Here is a 20690-nt window from a genome sequence, read left to right as displayed (position 1 = left end):
CACCACAGAAAAGTGTCCGTGAAAATCCCCCCAAAGATCTCAACGCCCTTATGGTTCTCCTTTGCAGCAACGACCGCCAGTCGTAGTACTGCGTAGTGAGTCGCTCGGCTGTCCGCGTGCCCGTGACAACGACAATCGCGCGATACGAGCCTCCGGCTCCCCGGCCAGAAGGTCAGATCGGCAGCCGGCGGAAGATCGGCCCCGGGACATGCTTGAGCACCCACATCATCGGACGGAAGAAGGCCGGCACCCAGATCAGCGTGCGACCGTCCCGGGCGGCGTCCACCACGGTCCGGGCGAGCGCCTCGGGAGCGATCACGCCGGGGCCCGGCTTGAGGCCCGTCAGCATCTTGGTGCGGACCTGACCGGGGCGTACCACCAGCACCTTGGGGCCGAACGGCTCCAGCGCCTCGCCCAGCAGCCGGTAGAAGCCGTCGAAGCCGGCCTTGGTGGAACCGTAGACGAAGTTGGAGCGGCGGACGATCTCGCCGGCCACGCTGGACAGGGCGATGATCTGGCCGTAGCCCTGGGCCTTCATCCGCTGGCCGAGCAGCACCCCGACGCTGACCGCGCCGGTGTAGTTCACCTGGGCGAGCGCGACCGCGGCAGCCTGGTCCTGCCAGGCCTGCTCGGCGTCCCCCAGCAGGCCGAAGGCGACGATCGCCACGTCGACGTCGGCGATCTCCCAGGCGGCGTCGATCACGCCGGGGTGGGTGTCGAAGGCTGTGGCGTCGAAGTCCAGGACGTCGACCTCAGAGGCTCCGGCAGCCCGCAGGCCGGCGGCGGCCTCGTCCCGTCCGGGGCTGGGGCGGGCGGCCAGGACGACCCGTAGCGGCTGCTTGGCCAGGTACTCGCCGACGATGGCCAGGCCAATGTCCGAGGTGCCGCCCAGCAGCAGGACGGTCTGGGGGTTTCCGGTGGCGTCGATCACAGTAGCTCCAGTCGGCGGGCGAGGTCGGAGGCGAACACCCGGTGCGGGTCGACGCGGCGCCGGGTGGCGATCCAGCCGTCGATGCCGGGGTACATCGCGTGGAAGGTGGCGGCAGTGGTGCGGGAGTCCTTGGCGGTGTACAACCGGCCGCCGAACTCGAGGACGCGGGCGTCCAGGCTGGCCAGGAACTCGTGCAGGCCCGCCTTGATCGGGAAGTCGACGCAGACGTTCCAGCCCGCCATCGGGTAGGACAGCGGCGCCCGGTTGCCCTCACCGAACAGCTTGAACACATTGAGGAAGGAGTAGTGACCAGATCTCTGGATGTCGGCGATGATTTCCTTGAACTCGGCCACCGCCTCCGGCGGCACCACGAATTGGTACTGCAGGAAACCGTGGCTGCCGTAGGCACGGTTCCAGTCGCCGAACATGTCCAGCGGGTGGTAGAAGCCGGTCAGGCTCTGCACCTTGCCGGTGTAGCTGCCCGACTTGGCGTACCAGAGCGAACCGAGCGCGGTGAAGCTGAGCTTGTTGGCCAGACCGTTGGGAAACACGTCGGGCAGATCGACAAGCGGTTTGGCGTGGAAGCCGAGCGGGTCGGCGGCCAGCTTGGGAGCCTTCTCGCGCAACTGGTCGAGGGTGGCCAGCGAGCCACGGGACAGCGCCGCCCGTCCGAGCTTCGGGGCCGGGGAGATCACGTCGAACCAGGCCGAGGAGTAGTCGTAGCCAGCCTCGGACCCGTCGGAGTGGACGGCGATGGTCTCATCGAGAGTGTGGGTGACCACGCCGTCGGCGACGAAGTAGGCGGTCTCGGTGCGGGTCATGGTAAGCACCGCACGCAGCACGATGCCGGTCAGGCCCACTCCCCCGATAGTTGCCCAGAACAACTCGCCGTCGGGATCGTCGGCCGAGCCGGACCCGGTGAGGTGCAGCACCCGTCCGTCCGCGACCAGGAGTTCCAGGGACGCGACGTGGTTGCCGAAGGAGCCGGCGCTGTGGTGGTTCTTGCCGTGCACGTCGCAGCCGATCGCACCGCCGACGGTGACCTGCCGGGTGCCGGGCAGGACGGGCACCCACAGGCCGTACGGCAGGGCAGCGCGCATCAGGGTGTCGAGACTCACCCCGGCGTCGACGTCGACGGTGCCCGCGACGGGGTCGATCGCGTGAATGGTGTCCAGCGCGGTCAGGTCGACCACGATCCCGCCGGCGTTCTGCGCGACATCACCGTAGGAGCGGCCCAGCCCGCGGGCGAGAATGCCGCGGCGCAGGTGGGCGGGGGCGTCGGCATTGTGGTCGGCGACCTGTGCGACCGCGCGGGCGATCACCTCGACGTCCGGCGTGGAGAGCACCTGCGAGGTGGTGGCGGCCGTCCGCCCCCACCCGGTGAGGCGCTGCGTGGTGGTCGGGAGCTCCAAAGTGGTCATCGTGCCCCAACTCTAGCCGCGGGCGATCGGGCCAGGGGACGGTTCCCCGTCCCCGCGCAGCAGGCGGTCAGCGACAGCGCTGCGCTCCCGACCTCGTGCTGAACAGAGCTACCTCCAGAATGCCGATTCGGCTCGGGGACCGGCCGCCCTGGGCGAGCTGGAAGCAGTTCGGTTCGGGCACGGCGGCACGGGTGAGCCGAGTCAGTCGGCGGGACCGGGGGGACGGTAGCCGACGCGTTCGCTGGCCGGGGCGCGAGGGGTGGGCTTTCGCGAGACGCGGGAGCCCGCCAGCCGGATCGCGCGCTGTGCTGTCGGACCCAGGTCCTCGATGGCGGCGACCAGGTGGTTGAGCCGCTCGAGCGTGCTGAACGCCAGGTCGGCGGCCTCCGGATCGGCGCCGTGGTAGAGCTCGATGCCGACGAAGGCCGCACTCACCAACTGGGCCAGGCCCGCACCGTCGATGGCGGGGCCGACCGGGCTGGTTGCCAGCACCCGTCGGAGCACCTGGTCGACCTCGTCCGTCCAGGACGCCAGCGCGTGCCGGGCGGCCCGAGCCAGCACCGGGTCAGTCTGGGCGCCGGCCATGATCTGGGCCATCACCGTCATCGAGCCGGCCTGCCGCTCCTGGTCGTGGACCCGCCGGGCGATCGCCAGCAGGTCGGACAGCGAGGCGACGTCGGTGAAGGCCTCCCGGTAGAGCGCCACCCGGGCTGCCACGGCCTCGTCGGACGCGGCCTCGATCAACTCGCTGACCGAGGCGAAGTGGTAGAAGATCAGCGCCTGGTTGACCCCGGCTGCCGCCGCGATCGTCCGCGCCGAGGCCCCGCCGACACCCTTCTCACGCACCACCGCCAGCGCCGCGGCGCGCAGCCGCGCCCTGGTGTCCTGCGCACGCGACGTCATGACGGCAGTCTCCTCCATCGCCGGCGCCGACGGACGGCACCACGCCAGATACTTGAGCGAGTGCTCAATCCTAGGTTAAGCTGCAATTGAGCGATCGCTCAACTTCGGTGCCTCTCTGTCCGGCTCGGAAGTCAGGAGGGATTCGGGTGATTCCCATCATGATCGTCTTCGGCCTCGCGCTCGGACGCTGGTGGAAGACCGCCCTGATCACGGCAGCCATCGGCTGGCCACTGCTGCTGCTGACCAGCGTTCCCCTGGAAGGCAGCCTGGCCGACCAGGTCGGCACCCTGCTGAGCGCCGGCCTCCTCGGCGCAGCGAACGCCGCGGTCGGCGTCGCCGTGCACCAGGGTGTGCTGTTCGCCGTCCGCAGTGTCAGGCGCCACCGTCCATCCCCACCGGTCGCCGACCCGTCGGCGCCCACCCCGGACGCGACGAGCACCACGTCCGCAGGCAGTGCCGACAAGGTCGGGACGCGCAGCCCCGCCCGCCCACTGCCAGTTGGCTCCGTGGCCTTCTGGATCCTGGTCGGAGCGATCAGCGCCTTCGGGGTGATCTCAATGCTGAGCATCGGCATCTTCCTGCTCGTTCCCGCGGCCGCGCTGTTCATCGTCGGGGGTGCCCTCGCGGCGATCGACAACCGCGGCCTGCCCGCCGTCCTGACCGGCGCCGCGACGGCCCCGCTCTTCATCGCCTGGGGGAACCGGCACGGCCCGGGCGAGTTCTGCGTCAGCAGTGCCACCTCGCTGAGCTGCAGCGAGCAGTGGAACCCCTGGCCGTTCGTCGCAGCAGGACTCGTCCTGGCGCTCCTCGGGGCAGTGCTCACCTGGTACGCCCTGCGCCGTCCGCCCGGGTGAGTACGGTCAGGGGGCGGGATGCTCGGGAGTGTCCTCTGCGCCCCAGAACAGGCGGTCCATGACCCGGCGGGCGACCCGGGCACGGCGGCGGTAGTCCTCGACCATCAGCGACGATTCGCCCTTGCTGTACCCCAGGCTCTCGGCGACTGCCGACACCTCGCGGGTATCGGACGGGATCGTGTCGGACGCTCGGCCGCGGGACAGCATGATCGCATTGCGGATCCGGCTGGCGGTCGTCCAGGCCTCGGCCAGGGCATGGGCATCATCAGGGTCGATCAGGCCCGCCTCCGCTGCCGCCCACAGCGGCCCGAGCGTGGTGGTCAGCCGAAGTTCGGGGTGGACAGCCGCGTGCTGCAACTGCAGCAGTTGCACCACCCATTCCACATCCGACAACCCGCCGGGACCGAGCTTGGTGTGCCGGCCCGGATCGGTACCGCGGGGCAGCCGCTCGGCCTCCATCCGGGCCTTGAGCAGCCGGATCTCGGTGAGCTGGTGGTGGCTGAGGCCGCCGGACGGATAGCGCAACGGACCGACCAGGTCGAGCAACTGGTCACCCAGTTCGGCGTCACCGGCGCCAACCCGGGCCCGGAGCAGCGCCTGCGCCTCCCAGGTTGACGACCAGCGGGCGTAGTAGGCCCGGTAGGACGCCAAGCTGCGGACGATCGGCCCGCGCTTGCCCTCCGGCCGCAGGTCGACATCGACCCCGAGCGCCGGGTCAGGGCCGGGCCGCGACAGCATCGCCCGTACCCGGCTGATCACCGTGGTGGCCGTGCGAGTGGCCTCCGGGTCGTCGGAGTCGATCACAAACATCGCGTCGGCGTCCGAGGAGTAGGACATCTCCCGGCCACCCCAGCGGCCCAGGGCGATCACGCTGATCCGCGGCACGCTCGCCAGCCCACGCGCCGCGACCGCCAGCGCCGCGTCCACGCTGGCGGTGGCCAGCTCGCTGAGCGCGCGACCCAGCCCCACCAGGTCGAGCCCGCCGAGCAGGTCGGCCATCGCCAGCCGCAGCAGTTCACCGCGACGGACGGCCAGCACCGCCGCCACCGCGTCGTCGGCGTCGGGATGACGCCGGGCGGCCGCCGCCATCTCGGCGGCGATGTCCTCCGCCGAACGGGGCACCAGCCCCTCCGGCTCGCTCAGCCAGGCGGCGCTCTGCGGGTTGCGCAGCAGCAGGTCGACCGCATACCGGCTGGACGACAGCACCTTGGCGAAGTTCTCCGCCGTCGAGCCCTCGTCCCGCAGTGCCCGCAGGTACCAGGGGGTGTCCCCCAGCGCATCGGACACCTTGCGGAAGGCGAGCAGCCCGTGGTCGGGGTTCGGGCCGGCGGTGAACCAGCCCAGCATCGCCGGCAGCAACTGCCGCTGAATCTCCGCCCGCCGGCTCATGCCGGTGCTGAGCGCCTCGATGTGCCGCAGCGCCGCCTTGGGATCGCCATAGCCGAGCGCCCGCAACCGGGTCTCGGCCTCCTGGGAGGTGAGCCGCACCTCCGCGGACGGAATCCGCGCCACCGCCTCCAGCACCGGCGAGTAGAACAGCCGCTGGTGCAAGGACAGCACCCGCCGGGTGGTCGCCCGCCACAGGTGCATCAGGTCTCGGGTCTCGGCCAGGCCGAGGCTGCGCGCCAACCAGCGCTGATTGAGTTCATCGCTGGGCATCAGATGGGTACGTCGTAGCTTGTGGAGCTGGATCCGGTGCTCGAGCAGTCGCTGCAGCCGATAGGCGGTGTCGAGATCGTAGCCGTCGCCGCGTCCGACGTAGCCGTAGGCGATCAGGGCGGCCAGCGCCTCGAAGCTGCCGCGCAGCCGCAACCGCTCGTCCGCACGTCCATGGACCAACTGCAGCAGTTGGACGCTGAACTCGACATCGCGCAGCCCACCGGCGCCGAGCTTGATCTCCCGTTCGGCCTGCGCGGGTGGGAGCAGCGATACCACCCGACGGCGCATGGCCTGGGCCTCGGCGACGAACTGGTCGTCGTCGGCGACCCGCCAGACCATCGGCCACACCATGTCGACGAACTCCTGCGCGAGTTCGACGTCGCCGGCCATCGGACGGGCCTTCAGCATTGCCTGGAACTCCCAGTTCTTCGCCCACTTCTCGTAGTAGGCGCGATGGGAGGCCAGCGTGCGCACCAGCGGACCGGCCTTGCCCTCCGGCCGCAGCGCCGCGTCGACCTGCCAGATGGTGCCGGCGGTGGTATTGGCCGAGCAGATCCGGGTGAGCGCCGAAGCCAGCCGGGTGGCCACCGCGAGCACCCGGTCCGTGCCCGCGACCGGCTCGCCGGCGGCATCACGAGCCGGCTCGGCGAGGAAGAGCACGTCGACGTCGCTGACATAGTTCAACTCCCGGGCGCCGGTCTTGCCCAGCGCCACGACGCCCAGCCGGGCGACCTGCCAGCCGTCGACCTCGCCACGAGCCAGGGCCAGCGCGGCCTCGACGGTGGCATCGGCGAGATCGGCAAGTTCGGCGGCGATGTCCGGCAGGACGGCCATCGCATCCTCGGCGGTCAGGTCACGGGCGGCTATCCGGAGCAGCGCTCGACGATAGGCCCATCGCAGATCATTGGACCGATCGGGCAAAGCCACTGGGGTGGGGTCGTGAGGGTCGGCGTCGATGGCTTCCAGCAACTCGGCCCGCAGCACCTCCAGCGGGCGTCGCGTGATGTCGCCATTCAGCAGCTCCACCTCGTCCACGTGGGCGGCGAGGTGGTGGTTGAGTTCGACGCTGGCACCGAGGACACGAGCCAGTCGCCTGGCCCACGTCGGGTCGGCGCCGAGGGCGGGGATCAGGTCAGCGCGGTTCCGGGCGATCCGGGCCAGCCCGTTGAACGCGAGGTCAGGGTCCGCGGCGGCGGCGAGTTCGTCCAGCAGCGTCGTCCACTGTTGTTCGCCGAGCGCCTCAGCCCAGGCCTCGGCGACCGGGGCGTGGCTGGACGGATCCCCGAACCCCCAACGTGCCAGTCGCGCGGAGAGTGTCTCGGTGCGGGCCATGTCGCGATCGTAACGCCGCCGCACCCCTCGGCGCTGCCGTCGCAGACCGGCCGGTCGACCCGGTTGTCCGTTCTCCCGACCGGACGGGAGGTCTCCCGGCTAGGGTGGCGCACGATGCCCAAGCGAGTCACCACTGCCGAACTGGCCGCCCTCACCACGACCCTGCGCGAGGTGGCGGCCGGGAATCCACCGACCGGTGCTGCGCTGGTGGCCGCCGTCCGCGTGCTGTGCCGGACGCTCGGCGAGCGCCATCCGGGCGGCACCCTGGAGGTGCGGGTGCCGCCGTACGCCGCCGTCCAGCTCGGCATCGGACAGCGCGGCGCCCATACCCGGGGCACGCCGCCGAATGTGGTCGAGACCGACCCCGCCACCATCCTGCAGCTCGCTGCCGGGAGCCTGTCGTGGGCGGTGGCGCTCGAGCGCCACGCGGTCTCGGCCAGCGGCGCCCATGCCGACCTGTCCGGCGTGCTCCCGCTCGCCCGGTAGCGGAAGCACACAGGTCGCTCACAGGCCGCCACGACATCCCACACAGGGCCGCAGCCTAGGTTCGCTGATGTCAGAAGCCACTGCCTGTCGAGAGGACCGCGGATGTCGCCATCCGAACCAGTCACGCCGCTCCCCAGTCGTCCTCGACGCCGCCGCCGCTGGGTGATCCCCGTCGTGGCGGTGGTCGCAGTACTGGGCATCGGCACGACCGCCTGGCTGCTGCTGAAGCCGCAGGCCAGCGCCCAGGAGCGCCCCCGCACCATGACCTTCACGGTTGAGAAGAGCACCCGAACCCAGACCGTCGGGTTGGAGGGGACGCTGAGCCCACGGACCCAGTCCGACCTCAACTTCAGTGTCGGTGGCACCGTCACGAAGGTCTACGTGACCGTCGGCGACACCGTCAAGAAGGGGCAGAAGCTCGCCCGGATCGCTGACGACGATCTGCAGGATGCGGTCGACCTGGCCGAGGCGAACCTGGACACCGCCGAGGCCAACCTCGACGAGGTCGAGGACGACGACGGCTCCGACGCGGCGATCGACGCCGCCGAGGCGCAGGTCGCTGCGGCCAAGGCCGCCCTCGCCAGCGCCACCGACGACCTCGACAACGCGGTGCTGCGCTCCACCATCAACGGCACGGTCGCCACGGTCGACCTCAGCGTGGGCGACACCGTGTCGAGCTCGGGCAGTTCGGGCGGGAGTTCGGGCTCCAGTTCCGCCAGCACGGCCCAGGTCGTGGTGATCTCGACCGCCACCTGGAAGCTGGACGCGACGGTCGGCAGCGCCGACCTGGGAAGCCTGCAAGTGGACCAGAGCGTGGCGGTCCTCCCCGACGGCGCCACCGAGGCCATCGACGGCACCGTGACCTCGGTCGGCATCGTCGCCACCTCCAGCACCGACGGTTCGGCGACCTTCCCGGTCGTGGTCGAACTCGACGGTGAGCACCCGGACCTGTTCTCGGGCACCAACGCCACCGCGACGGTCACGATCGCGGAGTACCCCGACGTGCTGACCGTCCCGACCCTGGCGATCGCCAGCCAGGACGGCACCACCACCGTCACCAAGGTCGACGGCGATACCACCGAGCAGGTCGAGGTGACGATCGGACGGGTCTTCGGCGACGCGACCGAGATCACTGCCGGCCTGGCTGAGGGCGACACCGTCCAGGTCAGCCTGGCGACCGCCAATCAGAGCACCAGCGACTCCCAGACCGAGGAGGAACAGAACGGCGGCCTGCTGGGTGGCGGCCTCGGCGGCGGGGGCGGCATGCCCCCCGACGGCGGAGGCGGCGGCCCGGGCGGCAACAGCGGTGGCGCGCCCGCCGGTGGTGGGAACCGATGACCGCCCTGGCCTTGATGACGGGGGTGCGCAAGGTCTACGACACCGGCGCCGTCCAGGTCGAAGCCCTGTGCGGCATCGACCTGACGGTGGAGCAGGGCGACTACGTCGCCATCATGGGACCGTCGGGTTCGGGCAAGTCCACGCTGATGCACATCATCGGTTGCCTCGACGTCCCCACCTCCGGGCGCTACGAACTGGACGGTGAGGAGGTCGCGGCGATGACCGAGAAGGAGTTGGCGGAGGTCCGCAACCGTAGGCTGGGGTTCGTCTTCCAGAGCTTCAACCTGCTGCCCAGCCTCACCGCCCAGCGCAATGTCGAGCTTCCCCTGGTCTATGCCGGGGTCGCCCAGGCCGAGCGCCGGGAGCGGGCCCGGATCGCACTCGAACGCGTGGGGCTCGGCGAGCGTCGCAACCACCGTCCCGGCGAACTCTCCGGCGGTCAGCAGCAGCGGGTCTCGGTGGCCCGCGCCCTGGTCACCGATCCGGCGCTGATCCTGGCCGACGAACCGACCGGCGCGCTGGACTCGGTCTCCACCCACGACATCCTCGACCTGTTCGATGAGCTCAACGCCTCCGGCCGGACGATCGTGGTCATCACCCACGAGCAGGAGGTTGCCGACCGTGCCCGGCGCACCGTCCACATCTATGACGGCCGGCTGACGGACGCGCCGTTGTCGGCCGCCGCGGGCGGTGATGCCCGATGATGAACTGGAGAGAGACCGCCCGAACCGCCATCGAGGCGCTCAGCGCCCGGCGGATGCGGTCGGCGCTGACCATGCTGGGCATTCTGATCGGGATCTCGGCGGTGATGCTCACCGTCGGGCTGGGGCTCGGAGCCCAGAAGCAGATCTCCGACCAGATCAACTCGCTCGGCTCGAACATGATCATCGTCACCCCGGGGCAGACCAGTTCGGGAGGCTTCCGCGGAGCCGGTCAGGCGACCACCCTGACCACCCGCGACGCCCAGATGCTCGCCGATCCCGAGGTCGCCCCGAGCATCGCAGCGGTGGCGCCGGTACTGACCACCAGCGCGTCCCTGCAGTCAGCGGAGACGACCTGGACCTCCTCGGTGATCGGGACCGTCCCCGACTGGCTCTCGGTCCGCGCCCGGGAGGTGGAGACCGGACGGTTCTTCACCGCCGACGAGGTGACGTCCTCGGCCAATGTGGCGGTGGTCGGGGCCGAGACCGCGTCCGAGTTGTTCACCACCGGCCAGGCGATCGGCCAGGAGATCTCGATCAACGGCCAGCCGTTCACCATCATCGGGGTGCTCGCCGAGGCGGGCTCGTCGGGAACCTCGAACGAGGACGACACCGTCCTGGTGCCGAGCACCAGCTTCGCCGCCCGGCTGTCCACCTCCGGCAGCGCGCTCAGCGTCTCGTCCATCTACCTGCAGGCGGCCGACGCCGACAGCCTTTCCGCCGCCTACCAGGAGGTCAACACCGCGCTGCTCAGCGCGCACGGCGTAACCGCCGACGACGCCGACTTCTCGGTGGGCACCCAGGCCTCACTGGTCGAGGCCGCCACCTCGATCACCGGGGTGCTGACCCTGCTACTGGGCGGCATCGCGGCGATCTCCCTGCTGGTCGGTGGCATCGGCGTGATGAACATCATGCTGGTGTCGGTGAGCGAACGGGTCCGCGAGATCGGCCTGCGCAAGGCACTGGGAGCGACCCCCGGCGTGATCCGGCAACAGTTCCTGGTCGAGGCTGGCATCCTCGGCCTGCTGGGCGGCCTGCTTGGCGTCGGACTGGGCTACGCCGGAGCCGCGCTGCTGTCGCCGAGTCTCGGCATGACCGTTGAGATCTCGCCCGCGGTGACCCTGGTCGCACTGGGAGTCTCCCTGGCGATCGGCCTGGTGGCGGGTGTGTACCCGGCCTCCCGTGCCGCCCGGTTGGCCCCGATCGATGCCCTGAGGAGCGAATGATGAAGCATCCACGTCTGCGCAGCCTGTTGGTCGGCGGGGTGAGCCTGACCGCCGTTGCCGCGATCGGGACGGTGTGGGCGACGACCTCGGTGGCCGCCGACGCCCGGTATGAGACGGCGACCGCCATCACGGGGGACGTCGCGCAGAGCTACCTCGCGACCGGCGCGGTGAGCCGTGCCGGTGTCGTGGAGGCGGCCTTCGGAGCCAGTGGGACGGTGAAGAAGGTCACGGTGGCGGTGGGCGACGAGGTCGCAGCCGGGGACGTGCTCGCCACCCTCGACACCACATCGCTGAAGCTCGCGCTGTTGAACGCCGAGACCGATCTGGCCAAGGCGAAGGCGACGCTGTATGCCGCACGGCATCCGTCCTCATCGTCGGCCTCGTCCGGCGCCAGCAGTTCGGGGAAGGCCCACTCCTCGGCCGGCTCCAGTGGCTCGGGCTCGGCTGCGTCCGGTGGCATCTCGTCCTCGGATGCAGCCAAGCTCTATGAGGCGATCGCGGCCGTGAACGTGGCGACGCTGAACTGGAGCAATCCGGATCAGCCCACCACCTGCGATGCGATCTACACCGCTTTGGTGAATGCCAACGAGCAGACCTCGGACGACAACTCCGACTCCGACGGCACCGGTGGCGACAGCGACTCCAGCGACTCAGGCAGCAGCGACAACGACTCCGGCAACGGTGACTCCGGCAACGGTGACTCCAGCAACGGTGACTCCGGCAGCACTGACTCCGGCAGCACTGACTCCGGCGACAGCGACTCCAGCGATTCGGGCAGCAACGACAGCGACGCCGGCAGCGCTGATTCGGGCACCGGGTCGGACACCGGTGACTCCGGCAGTTCCAGCTCCGGCGACCAGGACTCCGGCAGCGGCTCCGAGAGCAGCGATGACAGCGACTCGAGCGACACCGGCTCGACCGCGGACGACTCCTCGGACCAGGCCACGGCCCTGGCGCTGGTGGTTGACGACATCACCGTTGACGACATCGTGGCCTGTGGCGAGGCCCGCCAGGCACTCGTCCTGGCCAACTCCGTGCTGGCCGACTACTACCAGCAACTGCTCGCCACCGGCACGATCGTGACCGACGACGAAGCGGCTGCGCCCACCGGCGACGACGCGAAGACGACCTCCGGTTCCAGCTCCACCAGCTCGAAGAAGTCCTCCAGTTCCTCGACTTCCACCAGCGTCTCGGCACGAGCGGTCGCCGCCGCCAAGGCCGACGTCCTGAAGGCCCAACAGGCGGTCACGGATGCCGAGACCGCCCTGGCGAACGCCACGTTGGTGGCCCCGGTCGCGGGCACTGTCGGCCTGGTGGGTCTGAGCGCGAGCGGCAGCTCGTCGGCCGGTACCGTGACGATCGTCGGCGAGGGCACAGCCGTGGTCAGCATCGAGGTCCCGTTGGCCACCCGGGCCCTGCTCAGCCAGGGGATGGCGGCAACGGTCACCCCGGCGGGTTCGATGGACTCCCGGACCGGCAGCATCGGCACGATCAGCATCCTCGAGACCGACGGCACCGCGGGCGACTCCCCCACCTACACCACCACCGTCGTGGTGGACGATCCCGACATGACCCTCAAGGAAGGTGCCCAGGCCGCGGTCGAGATCGTCACCCGGACCTCGAGCGGGGTCGTCACGGTCCCTGCCTCCGCCGTCACTCCGACGGGAACCGGTACCGGCACGGTGCAGGTCGTCGAGACCACCTCGGCGAGTTCTGCCGAAACCGTGACCGTCCAGACCGGCGCCGTCGGCGGCGGCCGAGTCGAGGTCACCAGCGGACTGACCGCGGGCCAGCTCGTGGTGCTGTCGGACCGGACGCTGGCCCTTCCCACCGGGAACACCGGTCAGACCCAGCGCGCGATCTCCGCGGGCAGCCGTCGCTGACCCCACGACCCTCACAACGGAACCCTCCCCCACCTGTGTTGCGCGGGAGACACCCGTCGGGGTCAGCCTCTCCGGGCCGGATCGGCTGGGCTCACACCGGATCGGCTGGGCTCACAGGGTCGGCAGCGAGGTGCGGAGTTCCCACTCCGAGACATGGCCACGGTAGGAGTCGTACTCGGCCTTCTTGTTGCGCAGGTAGAAGTCGAAGACGTGCTCGCCCAGGGTCTCGGCAACCAGTTGGGAGTTCTCCATCGCGTCGATGGCGTTGCCCAGACTGCGCGGCAGCGGGGTGATGCCCAGCGCCTGGCGCTGCTTGTCGGTGAGGCTCCAGACGTCGTCCTCGGCGCCCTCGGGCAGTTCATACTCGTTCTCGATGCCGTCCAGGCCAGCCGCGAGCACCATCGCATAGGCGAGGTACGGGTTGGCAGCAGTGTCGATCGAGCGGATCTCGACCCGGGCCGAGCCGCCCTTGTTCGGCTTGTACATCGGCACCCGGACCAGCGCCGACCGATTGTTCTGGCCCCAGCTGATGTAGCTCGGCGCCTCGGCGCCGGCAACCAGCCGCTTGTAGGAGTTCACCCAGGGGTTGGTGACCGCGCTGATTTCGGCGGCGTGCCGCAGCACACCGGCGATGAAGGAGCGTCCGGTCTTCGACAGGTTGTACTCCGCGCTGGCGTCGTAGAAGGCGTTGGTGTCGCCCTCGAACAGCGACACGTGGGTGTGCATCCCCGAGCCCGGCGAGTTCTCCAGCGGCTTGGGCATGAAGGAGGCGAACAGGTTCTGCATCACCGCCACCTCCTTGATCACGATCCGGAAGGTCATGATGTTGTCGGCCATGGTGAGCGCGTCGGCGTAGCGTAGGTCGATCTCCTGCTGGCCGGGGCCGCCCTCGTGGTGACTGAACTCCACCGAGATGCCCATCTGCTCCAGGACGGTGATCGCCTGCCGGCGGAAGTCGGCTCCCGGGGAGGTCGTGGTGTGGTCGAAGTAGCCGCTGGTGTCCGCCGGGGTCGGCACCTGGCCAGGCGTGATCGGCTGCTTGAACAGGTAGAACTCGATCTCGGGGTGGGTGTAGAAGGTGAACCCCATGTTGGACGCCTTCCGCAGTGCCCGCTTCAGCACGAACCGCGGGTCGGCGAAGGACGGCGACCCGTCCGGCAGCCGGATGTCGCAGAACATCCGGGCCGTGCCCTGGGTGGCGCCGCGCCACGGCAGCAACTGGAAGGTCGACGGATCGGGATGTGCCACCATGTCCGACTCGAAGACCCGTGCGAAGCCCTGGATCGCCGAGCCGTCGAAGCCGATCCCCTCGCTGAACGCCCCTTCGAGCTCAGCAGGTGCGATCGCCACCGACTTCAGGAACCCGAGCACGTCAGTGAACCACAGCCGGACGAATCGGACGTCCCGCTCCTCCATCGTGCGGAGGACGAATTCGGTCTGCTTGTCCATGCTGCCAAGTCTGCCCGCGCGCGTGTTTCAGGCAGGTTACGACGAGCCGGTTCTGGGCGATGAATCGGGTTCGTCGTCGTCCTCGTCGGGATCGTTGAACCGCGGGTCGTTCTCCCACTCCAGGTTGCGCTCCTCGACCCGCTCCAGGGCGTGGGCCGCAGCGTCCGCGCTCGGATAGGGGCCCAGCCGTGACCGGCTGCGGCAGCCTTCGTAGGGCTCGACCAGGTGGTGGTCGAGGCACCAGTACCAGTCGCCCTGGCCCATCGTCACCTCCGGAAGCAGTCTGTAGCTGACACTATGATCGCCAGCGTGACGTCCATCAAGCCCTACCCGATTTCCGCCCGCCGTCCGGTCCCGGCAGGCATCCCGCGTCCGGACTATGTCGACCGGTCCGGCCCGGAGCGCTACGACGGTCCGCACGTGCAGTCGGCCGAAGTGATCGAGAAGATGCGGGTGGCCGGACGGATCGCCGCCCAGGCGATGGCGGCCGGTGCGGCAGCGGTCGCCCCCGGCGTCACCACGGACGCAATCGACGCCGTCGTGCATGAGTTCCTGGTCGACCATGGGGCCTACCCGTCCACCCTGGGCTACCGGGGTTTCCCGAAATCCTGCTGCACCTCGGTCAACGAGGTGATCTGCCACGGCATCCCGGACGCCCGCCCACTGGAGGACGGCGACCTGGTCAAGATCGACGTCACCGCCTTCGTGGACGGCGTCCACGGCGACAATTGCGCCACCTACTTCTGCGGCGACGTCGACGAGGAGTCGCGGCTGCTCACCGAACGCACGCAGGAGGCGATGAACCGCGGCATCAGGGCGGTCCGCCCGGGACGTGAGGTGAACGTGATCGGACGGGTGATCGAGGCCTACGCCAAGCGCTTCGGCTACGGCGTTGTCCGCGACTACACCGGGCACGGCGTGCACTCCGCCTTCCACTCCGGCCTGGTGATCCCGCACTACGACGAGCCGGCCGCCGATACCGTGATCGAGGTCGGGATGACCTTCACGATCGAGCCGATGCTCTGCCTGGGCGACTACCGTTCCCACGTCTGGGACGACGACTGGACCGTGGTCACCAACGACGGCTCCCGGGTAGCCCAGTTCGAGCAGTCGCTGGTGGTGACCCCGACCGGGGCGGAGATCCTCACCGTCCCCTGAGCTGGTCGATTCCGCTGGCCGAGTCCGGCGAGACCGCTGCCGTCACTCGAGCAGGTTCGGGGCAGGCCCTCAGCCAGCCTGTTCCAGACAGCGCTTGGCCTTGGCGGCGGCTTTGTCCTGCTTGGTGGGGTTGAGCGGGAAGGAGACCGTCTTTCCCGTCGAGGATGCCTTCTTCGACGGCGCATTGGTGACGAAGTACGCCTGCCTCGGGACATTCTCGGCGGTGAGCCCGGCACCGTTCGGGTTGACCTGGGTGGCAACCACCACCGTCCACCAGGATCCGTTGGCCCGGACCATCCGGCCCTGCGGATAGGTGATTGCGCCGCCGACCTGACCGACCTGTTGGAGATGGTCCAGCAGCTTCCCGCTCACCGCCTTGCAGGTGGCGCCCTTGGCCAGCTTGCCGGTGTAGCCCGCCGGGTCGTCCGGGTCGAGCTTCGGCTTGGGCAGCGGGATCTGCTTCACGCACGCCCGCGCCTTGGCGGCGGCTTCGCCGGCATCGTCGGACAGCGCCCACAGTACGGAGGTGTCACTCGGGTCGTCTCGCAGACCGAGGGTTGGCGAGTCGGTGACGAAATAGGCGTAGGCGGGCACGCTGTCCTCGGTGTAGCCGGAGCTGTTCTGGTGCACCTGTGTGGAGACAGCCACCGTCCACCAACCTCCGGTGGACTTCACCATCGCTCCACGGGGGTAGGTGATCGCCGCGCCGACCAGACCTATCCGCTCGGCCTCGGCGAGTTGGTCGGCGTCCAGCTTCACGCAAGTGGCACCCTTGGCCAGCTTGCCGGTGTAGGGCTTGCCGGTCGACTGCGTCGGGGTGGGCGTTGGTGTCTCGGACGAGGACGGGGGCGGACTGGTCACCAACGGTGGTGGCGGGCTGGCCGGCGGCGGATCCTCGAACATCCAGGCAAGACTGCAGCCCGGCAGCAGGACCGCCGCGAGGACGGCCCCCAGCAGCCCGGCAAGCCTGCGCATAGCCTCAGGCTACGTGACCGGAGGCCGGAAAGCAGCCGCAATCAGCCCGGAGCGCGCATGCCCGGTGGTGACAGCTGATCTGTCAGCCCGGATTCGCCAGTTGCTTCCGGGGCAGCCCGTCCCACCGCACGGCGCTGTAAAGCGCTCCACCGCTGGGAAAACTGTCCAGGTCGTGACCGGGTCAGGGGCGGTGAGGGCGCAGGCGGACGATCCCCGAGGTCGGACCCTGAAGCTCGGCCGGCGACTCAGGGGTGTCGTACCGGGACAGGCTGCTCCAACCGGCAGCCGCGCGGGACCGTGGCCGTCGCGTCCTGGTGAGCGGTCCAATTGCCGTCCTGAACCCGGCTGGCGCGGCCGCCGGGGTTGGCGAACTCAGCGCGGGCCGTGCCCCCGTCCGCCGAAGATCCCGGCGAGCAGCGGTACGAGCGACGCCGCGAGCAGGACCTTCGCCAGCACGGGCTCGGACGCATACAGCAGCGCGCCGGCCACGATCAGCCCGGCGAACACGACCGCTGTGGTCATCCGGCTCAGCGTCTGGTTGAGTTGGCGCACGCGGAGGTCAAGCATCGGGGTCTTGATCATCAGGTCGCCGCGCTCGACCGTGGTGAGGATCCGGTTGGCCCGGGCGGGTAACGCGGTCAGCGACGACAGTACCCGGGTGCCGCCGCTGACCAGGTTCTGCCAGTCGAAGCCGTCGCCGGTCTCCTCGGTGATCAGGCGCGTGGCGTACGGGGTAAGCGCGCTCCACAGGTTGAAATCGGGGTTCAGGCTGGTGCACATGCCCGACAGGATCGCCAGGCTGCGACCCAGCAGCAGCAGGTTCTCGGGCAACTGGAACGGCATGCTCACCATCAGGTCACGGAACTGCAACCCGAAGTTCATCATGTCCTCGTGGCTGATGTTGCGCAGGTCGCTCATGGCCATACCGCCGAAGCGGTCGAACACTTGCGCGCTGGCGAGTTCGAGCAGTGTGGTGTCGGCGGTGGGCAGCAGCACGCCGAGCGATCCGAACGCCTTGACCAGCCGGGGCGCGTCCTGCGTGCCGATGGCGATCAAGGTCTCGCGCAGTCCTGAACGCAGGCCGTCCGGCAGTCGTCCGACCATGCCGAAGTCGACGAAGGTGAGCCGGAAGTCGCCGGGCGATTCCAGCGGCAGCACGAACAGGTTGCCCGGGTGCGGGTCGGCGTGGAAGACGCCGTCGTTGAAGATCTGCTGCAGGTAGGTCTCGACCAGCTTGTCGGCCACCGCCGCCAGGTCGATCCCGGCCGCGGTGATCGCGTCGTGGTCGCCGATCCGGATCGCGGTTACGTCCTCCAAGGTGAGCACGCGCAGCGAGCTGTGCTCCCAGGCCACCTCTGGTACCCGGACGCCCTCGTCGTCGGCGAAGGCCTCGCGGAAGTGCGCGGCGTTGCGGGCCTCGGCCAGATAGTCGATCTCCTCGCCGGAGGTCGTGGCGAACTCCTCGACCAGCGCCGGGACGTCAGCCCGATCGGCGACCGGCTTGTAGCGGGCCAACCAGCCGCCCACCTTGCGCAGCGCCGACAGGTCGACCTCCACGATCTTCTCGATCGCCGGCCGCTGCACCTTGACCACGACGGACGCGAACCCGGTCTCGGCCGCGTCAGAGGCCCGCAGCACCGCGCGGTGCGTCTGCCCCAGGGAGGCCGCTGCCAGCGGGGTGGCCTCGAAGGACGCGAACGCTTCGCTGAGTGGACGGCCGAGGTCAGCCTCAGCGCGATCTCGGATCGCTGCGAACTCGGCCGGCGGCACCTTGTCCTGCAGCCCGGAAAGTTCGTCGGTGATGTCGGCGGGCAGAATGTCGAGGCGGGCGGAGAGGAACTGGCCGACCTTGATCATCAGCCCACCCATCGAGATCGCCAGCTTCCGGAACCGGACCGCCGCTTGCCGGTTCCGCTCGTCGCGCGTCCGGTCGGACAGCCGGGACAGGCCCAGCTTGGGCAGCAGCAGCTCCCAGTAGATGAAGCCGGCGATCAGGATGCCGAAGAACGTGACGATCCGGCGGTATCGCGCGCGAAGGTCGGCGGAGGTCATCGGCGGCTAGTCCTGCGCCAGCAGCGCATAGACCTGCTTGCGGGCAGCGTCCAGGATCTCGATCGTCGCGTCCACCTGGCTTCTGTCGCCCGACTTGCCGACCTGCACCACCGCAGCCGCCAGCCGCCCGCCGGAGTCGCGCAGGCCGAGCAGGCCGGTGACGTCACCCGACGCGGCGGCGACGTCCCACGGCGCGGGCTCTTCGCCCAGCTCGGAGACGGCGGTCGCGCCGGCCTCGGTGAGCGAGAAGACCTTCTTGCCGCCGGTCTCGGTGGCGACGACCAGGCCTTCGTCCGCGAGCTGCTGCAGGGTCGGGTAGATCGAGCCCGCGCTCGGGCTCCACGCCCCGTTGCTGCGCCGGGAGAACTCCTGAATGATCTGGTAACCGTGCATCGGCTGCTCCGCCAGCACGCGCAGGATGGCGGCACGGGTATCGCCGCGCCGGGCGCGGGAGTGCGGTCCGAAGCCGCCGGGACGGTGGCCCGCCATGCCCAGCCCGGCGAGTCCGCGCAGGAAGGAACCGGGATCTTGCGTGCACGAGGCACCGCTGTGAGAATGGGTCATCACTGCCGACCTCCTCAGGTCATATTGCGATATATCGCAGCATATCTCGATCAGCCAAGAGACGATCGGGTGTGTGCGCCTACGTGGTCGCGAGGTCGAGGCTGCACAGCAGTTCAGCCAGCCGTTGCTTCAACTCGGCATAGGCCTGCGGCTCCAGGCCCATCGCCTGGGCGATCGCCGCCGGTACGTGCGCGACCTTTCCACGCAGTTGCCAGCCTGCGTCCGTGGGAGCCACGACGACCCGGCGTTCGTCATGCGCATCCCGGGTGCGGGTGACCACCCCGGATGCTTGCAGCCGCTTGAGCAGAGGGCTCAGCGTGCCGGAGTCAAGCCGCAGCCGTTCACCCAACTCGCCCACCCCCAGCGAACCGGCCTCCCACAGCGCGAGCATCACGAGGTACTGCGGATAGGTGAGCCCGACCTCACCGAGCAACTGGGCGTAGCGGCTGGTCACCGCCCGGCTCACCGCGTACAGCGGGAAACACAGCTGGAGGTCCAACCCCAGCTGAGGGTAGTCCACGCCCGGATCTAGATTTTGCACAATTTGATTGTGCCACATACAGTCGGTCTCATGAAACCTCTCTACACCGCATCAGCTGTGGCCACCGGTGACGGCCGCAACGGCCACGTCCGCTCCGTGGACGGGCTGGTCGACCTCGACGTCCGGACACCTCCCGAGATGGGCGGTCCAGGCGGAGCCCCGAATCCGGAACTGCTGTTCGCCGCGGGCTACGCGGCATGCTTCCACTCGGCACTGCGCCAGGTCGCCCGGGCATCGAAGGCGGACGTCACCGACTCCGAGGTGGTCGCCGACGTGTCGATCGGCCAACTCGACGCCGGCGGCTTCGGGCTCGCGGTGGGGCTCGAGGTGAACCTCCCGAACGTAGATCCCGCGACCGCCCAGGCCCTGATGGAACAGGCCCACCAGGTCTGCCCCTACTCCAACGCCACCCGCGGCAACGTTGAGGTCGCGCTGTCACTGGCCTGAGTAGCGTCGGCCGTGGTCAGTCCATCCGATCATGCCGATGAGCGGGTGTTCTGTAAAAACCGGTTCCGGCTGGCGAGACGAGGGAGCCTTCCCCTCGAACGGCCCCGGGGAACTGGATTGTGCAGCCGGCCCATGCCCACAGCTGCCGCGCACCGGATGGCACGGGGGACGAGCCGGCCTGTAAGCCGGATTCTGTGACTCCGAGGAGTCGGTGATCATCCATCTGCGACGGTTGTCGCCAACCGCCTTCGCCTTGCCGCCCGGAGGCGGTTCGGCGTGCGGCCTACCCGGACGCCTCGCGCGAGCAGCGCTCTGATGGGAACGACGTTCCCATCAAGAGGCTCAATCGGCTCGGGGAGTTGCACCAGGTGCATTCCCACTCGCCTCAATCGCCTCTGACGGCGTCCGCGGGTCCGAAGACCCTTCTTGGCCTTGCTCCGGGTGGGGTTTACCGAGCCATCCCAGTCACCTGGGATGCTGGTGGTCTCTTACACCACCGTTTCACCCTTACCTCGTTGCCGAGGCGGTCTGTTCTCTGTGGCACTGTCCCGCGGGTCACCCCGGGTGGGCGTTACCCACCACCCTGCTCTGTGGAGTCCGGACTTTCCTCAGCTGCACGCTGCGATCACCCGGCCGGCTCGTCCACACGTCAGTCTACCGGCTCGTCCCGGCAGGCGGTGAGCCGGCGGCAGGCCTGTGCCCTCAACGGGCCGGCAGTTCGGCCACCGCAGGACAGCAGAGCGACGCTGGCTCGCCAGAACCGTTCTGCC

Annotated in this window: 18 protein-coding genes and 1 other RNA gene; 8 read left to right on the top strand and 11 right to left on the bottom strand. The window is 69.5% G+C overall.

The features are described from left to right. Positions 1-172 precede the first annotated feature (172 nt). From VB080_RS07565 to VB080_RS07555, 3 genes are all read right to left on the bottom strand, one after another. Positions 173-931 carry a decaprenylphospho-beta-D-erythro-pentofuranosid-2-ulose 2-reductase gene (locus VB080_RS07565; RefSeq protein WP_323417822.1) on the bottom strand — a complete coding sequence of 253 codons (759 nt, stop codon included), beginning with the start codon at positions 929-931 and terminating at the stop codon, positions 173-175. Further along, positions 928-2352 carry an FAD-binding oxidoreductase gene (locus VB080_RS07560; protein ID WP_323417821.1) on the bottom strand — a complete coding sequence of 475 codons (1425 nt, stop codon included), beginning with the start codon at positions 2350-2352 and terminating at the stop codon, positions 928-930. Before VB080_RS07560 ends, VB080_RS07565 begins: the two co-directional genes overlap by 4 nt. 201 nt (positions 2353-2553) lie before the next feature. Continuing rightward, positions 2554-3255, bottom strand: a complete 702-nt coding sequence (locus VB080_RS07555; protein WP_323417820.1) for a TetR family transcriptional regulator — start codon at positions 3253-3255, stop codon at positions 2554-2556. Positions 3256-3401: 146 nt separating this feature from the next. Here VB080_RS07555 and VB080_RS07550 point away from each other — a divergent pair, with 146 nt between their 5' ends. Next, positions 3402-4109, top strand: coding sequence for a hypothetical protein (locus VB080_RS07550; RefSeq protein WP_323417819.1), 708 nt, complete (start codon positions 3402-3404; stop codon positions 4107-4109). Positions 4110-4115: 6 nt separating this feature from the next. Here the strand turns inward: VB080_RS07550 and VB080_RS07545 are convergent, their stop codons facing one another. After that, positions 4116-7100, bottom strand: coding sequence for a bifunctional [glutamine synthetase] adenylyltransferase/[glutamine synthetase]-adenylyl-L-tyrosine phosphorylase (locus VB080_RS07545; protein ID WP_323417818.1), 2985 nt, complete (start codon positions 7098-7100; stop codon positions 4116-4118). A gap of 114 nt (positions 7101-7214) precedes the next feature. On the opposite strand from VB080_RS07545, the gene VB080_RS07540 reads away from it, so the two are divergent. The 5 genes from VB080_RS07540 (at position 7215) to VB080_RS07520 (ending at position 12734) form a co-directional block, all read left to right on the top strand. After that, positions 7215-7586 carry a sterol carrier family protein gene (locus tag VB080_RS07540; protein ID WP_323417817.1) on the top strand — a complete coding sequence of 124 codons (372 nt, stop codon included), beginning with the start codon at positions 7215-7217 and terminating at the stop codon, positions 7584-7586. Between the two features lie 102 nt (positions 7587-7688). After that, a complete protein-coding gene (locus tag VB080_RS07535) occupies positions 7689-8924 on the top strand; it encodes an efflux RND transporter periplasmic adaptor subunit (RefSeq protein ID WP_323417816.1) in 1236 nt (411 codons plus the stop codon). Beyond that, positions 8921-9628 carry an ABC transporter ATP-binding protein gene (locus tag VB080_RS07530; protein ID WP_323417815.1) on the top strand — a complete coding sequence of 236 codons (708 nt, stop codon included), beginning with the start codon at positions 8921-8923 and terminating at the stop codon, positions 9626-9628. Before VB080_RS07535 ends, VB080_RS07530 begins: the two co-directional genes overlap by 4 nt. Next, positions 9625-10851 (top strand): ABC transporter permease, encoded by a 1227-nt coding sequence (locus tag VB080_RS07525; protein ID WP_323417814.1) that lies wholly within the window; start codon positions 9625-9627, stop codon positions 10849-10851. The genes VB080_RS07530 and VB080_RS07525 overlap by 4 nt, the downstream gene beginning before the upstream one ends. Next, positions 10851-12734, top strand: coding sequence for a biotin/lipoyl-binding protein (locus VB080_RS07520; RefSeq protein WP_323417813.1), 1884 nt, complete (start codon positions 10851-10853; stop codon positions 12732-12734). Before VB080_RS07525 ends, VB080_RS07520 begins: the two co-directional genes overlap by 1 nt. Before the next feature lie 111 nt (positions 12735-12845). Here the strand turns inward: VB080_RS07520 and VB080_RS07515 are convergent, their stop codons facing one another. Both VB080_RS07515 and VB080_RS07510 read right to left on the bottom strand, forming a co-directional pair. Continuing rightward, positions 12846-14183, bottom strand: a complete 1338-nt coding sequence (locus VB080_RS07515) for a glutamine synthetase family protein (RefSeq protein ID WP_323417812.1) — start codon at positions 14181-14183, stop codon at positions 12846-12848. 36 nt (positions 14184-14219) lie between these two features. Further along, entirely contained in the window at positions 14220-14453 is a 234-nt protein-coding gene (locus VB080_RS07510; RefSeq protein ID WP_416339614.1) for a hypothetical protein, read from the bottom strand. Positions 14454-14492: 39 nt separating this feature from the next. On the opposite strand from VB080_RS07510, the gene map reads away from it, so the two are divergent. Then, entirely contained in the window at positions 14493-15341 is an 849-nt protein-coding gene (gene map / locus VB080_RS07505; RefSeq protein WP_323417811.1) for a type I methionyl aminopeptidase, read from the top strand. Between the two features lie 69 nt (positions 15342-15410). Here map and VB080_RS07500 read toward each other — a convergent pair whose 3' ends face one another. From VB080_RS07500 to VB080_RS07485, 4 genes are all read right to left on the bottom strand, one after another. Beyond that, the gene (locus VB080_RS07500; RefSeq protein WP_323417810.1) at positions 15411-16316 is read right to left on the bottom strand and encodes a hypothetical protein; all 906 of its coding nucleotides are present in this window, start codon (positions 16314-16316) and stop codon (positions 15411-15413) included. Positions 16317-16688: 372 nt separating this feature from the next. Beyond that, on the bottom strand, positions 16689-18368 hold the full coding sequence (locus tag VB080_RS07495; RefSeq protein WP_323417809.1) for an ABC1 kinase family protein: 1680 nt from the start codon (positions 18366-18368) through the stop codon (positions 16689-16691). A 6-nt stretch (positions 18369-18374) separates the two neighbouring features. Continuing rightward, the gene (locus VB080_RS07490; protein WP_323417808.1) at positions 18375-18932 is read right to left on the bottom strand and encodes a PadR family transcriptional regulator; all 558 of its coding nucleotides are present in this window, start codon (positions 18930-18932) and stop codon (positions 18375-18377) included. 79 nt (positions 18933-19011) lie between these two features. Further along, a complete protein-coding gene (locus VB080_RS07485; protein WP_323417807.1) occupies positions 19012-19452 on the bottom strand; it encodes a MarR family transcriptional regulator in 441 nt (146 codons plus the stop codon). 51 nt (positions 19453-19503) lie between these two features. Between VB080_RS07485 and VB080_RS07480 the strand changes: the two genes are divergently transcribed. Further along, positions 19504-19920: an organic hydroperoxide resistance protein gene (locus VB080_RS07480; RefSeq protein WP_323417806.1), complete on the top strand. Its 417-nt coding sequence runs from the start codon at positions 19504-19506 to the stop codon at positions 19918-19920. Between the two features lie 165 nt (positions 19921-20085). On the opposite strand, the gene rnpB is transcribed toward VB080_RS07480, so the two are convergent. Next, positions 20086-20561: RNase P RNA component class A (rnpB, locus tag VB080_RS07475), an RNA gene on the bottom strand. Between the last annotated feature and the right edge of the window lie 129 nt (positions 20562-20690).

This window comes from Propionicimonas sp. (genome assembly GCF_034927565.1).
Taxonomy (GTDB): Bacteria; Actinomycetota; Actinomycetes; order Propionibacteriales; family Propionibacteriaceae; genus Propionicimonas.
This window is presented reverse-complemented; position numbering and strand designations above follow the sequence as displayed.

Coding starts and splice junctions, on each gene's coding strand:
- VB080_RS07560 (WP_323417821.1), bottom strand. CDS start 2,352: ATGACCACTTTGGAGCTCCCGACCACCACGCAGCGCCTCACCGGGTGG.
- VB080_RS07555 (WP_323417820.1), bottom strand. CDS start 3,255: ATGACGTCGCGTGCGCAGGACACCAGGGCGCGGCTGCGCGCCGCGGCG.
- VB080_RS07545 (WP_323417818.1), bottom strand. CDS start 7,100: ATGGCCCGCACCGAGACACTCTCCGCGCGACTGGCACGTTGGGGGTTC.
- VB080_RS07540 (WP_323417817.1), top strand. CDS start 7,215: ATGCCCAAGCGAGTCACCACTGCCGAACTGGCCGCCCTCACCACGACC.
- VB080_RS07535 (WP_323417816.1), top strand. CDS start 7,689: ATGTCGCCATCCGAACCAGTCACGCCGCTCCCCAGTCGTCCTCGACGC.
- VB080_RS07530 (WP_323417815.1), top strand. CDS start 8,921: ATGACCGCCCTGGCCTTGATGACGGGGGTGCGCAAGGTCTACGACACC.
- VB080_RS07525 (WP_323417814.1), top strand. CDS start 9,625: ATGATGAACTGGAGAGAGACCGCCCGAACCGCCATCGAGGCGCTCAGC.
- VB080_RS07520 (WP_323417813.1), top strand. CDS start 10,851: ATGAAGCATCCACGTCTGCGCAGCCTGTTGGTCGGCGGGGTGAGCCTG.
- VB080_RS07515 (WP_323417812.1), bottom strand. CDS start 14,183: ATGGACAAGCAGACCGAATTCGTCCTCCGCACGATGGAGGAGCGGGAC.
- VB080_RS07500 (WP_323417810.1), bottom strand. CDS start 16,316: ATGCGCAGGCTTGCCGGGCTGCTGGGGGCCGTCCTCGCGGCGGTCCTG.
- VB080_RS07495 (WP_323417809.1), bottom strand. CDS start 18,368: ATGACCTCCGCCGACCTTCGCGCGCGATACCGCCGGATCGTCACGTTC.
- VB080_RS07490 (WP_323417808.1), bottom strand. CDS start 18,932: ATGACCCATTCTCACAGCGGTGCCTCGTGCACGCAAGATCCCGGTTCC.
- VB080_RS07480 (WP_323417806.1), top strand. CDS start 19,504: ATGAAACCTCTCTACACCGCATCAGCTGTGGCCACCGGTGACGGCCGC.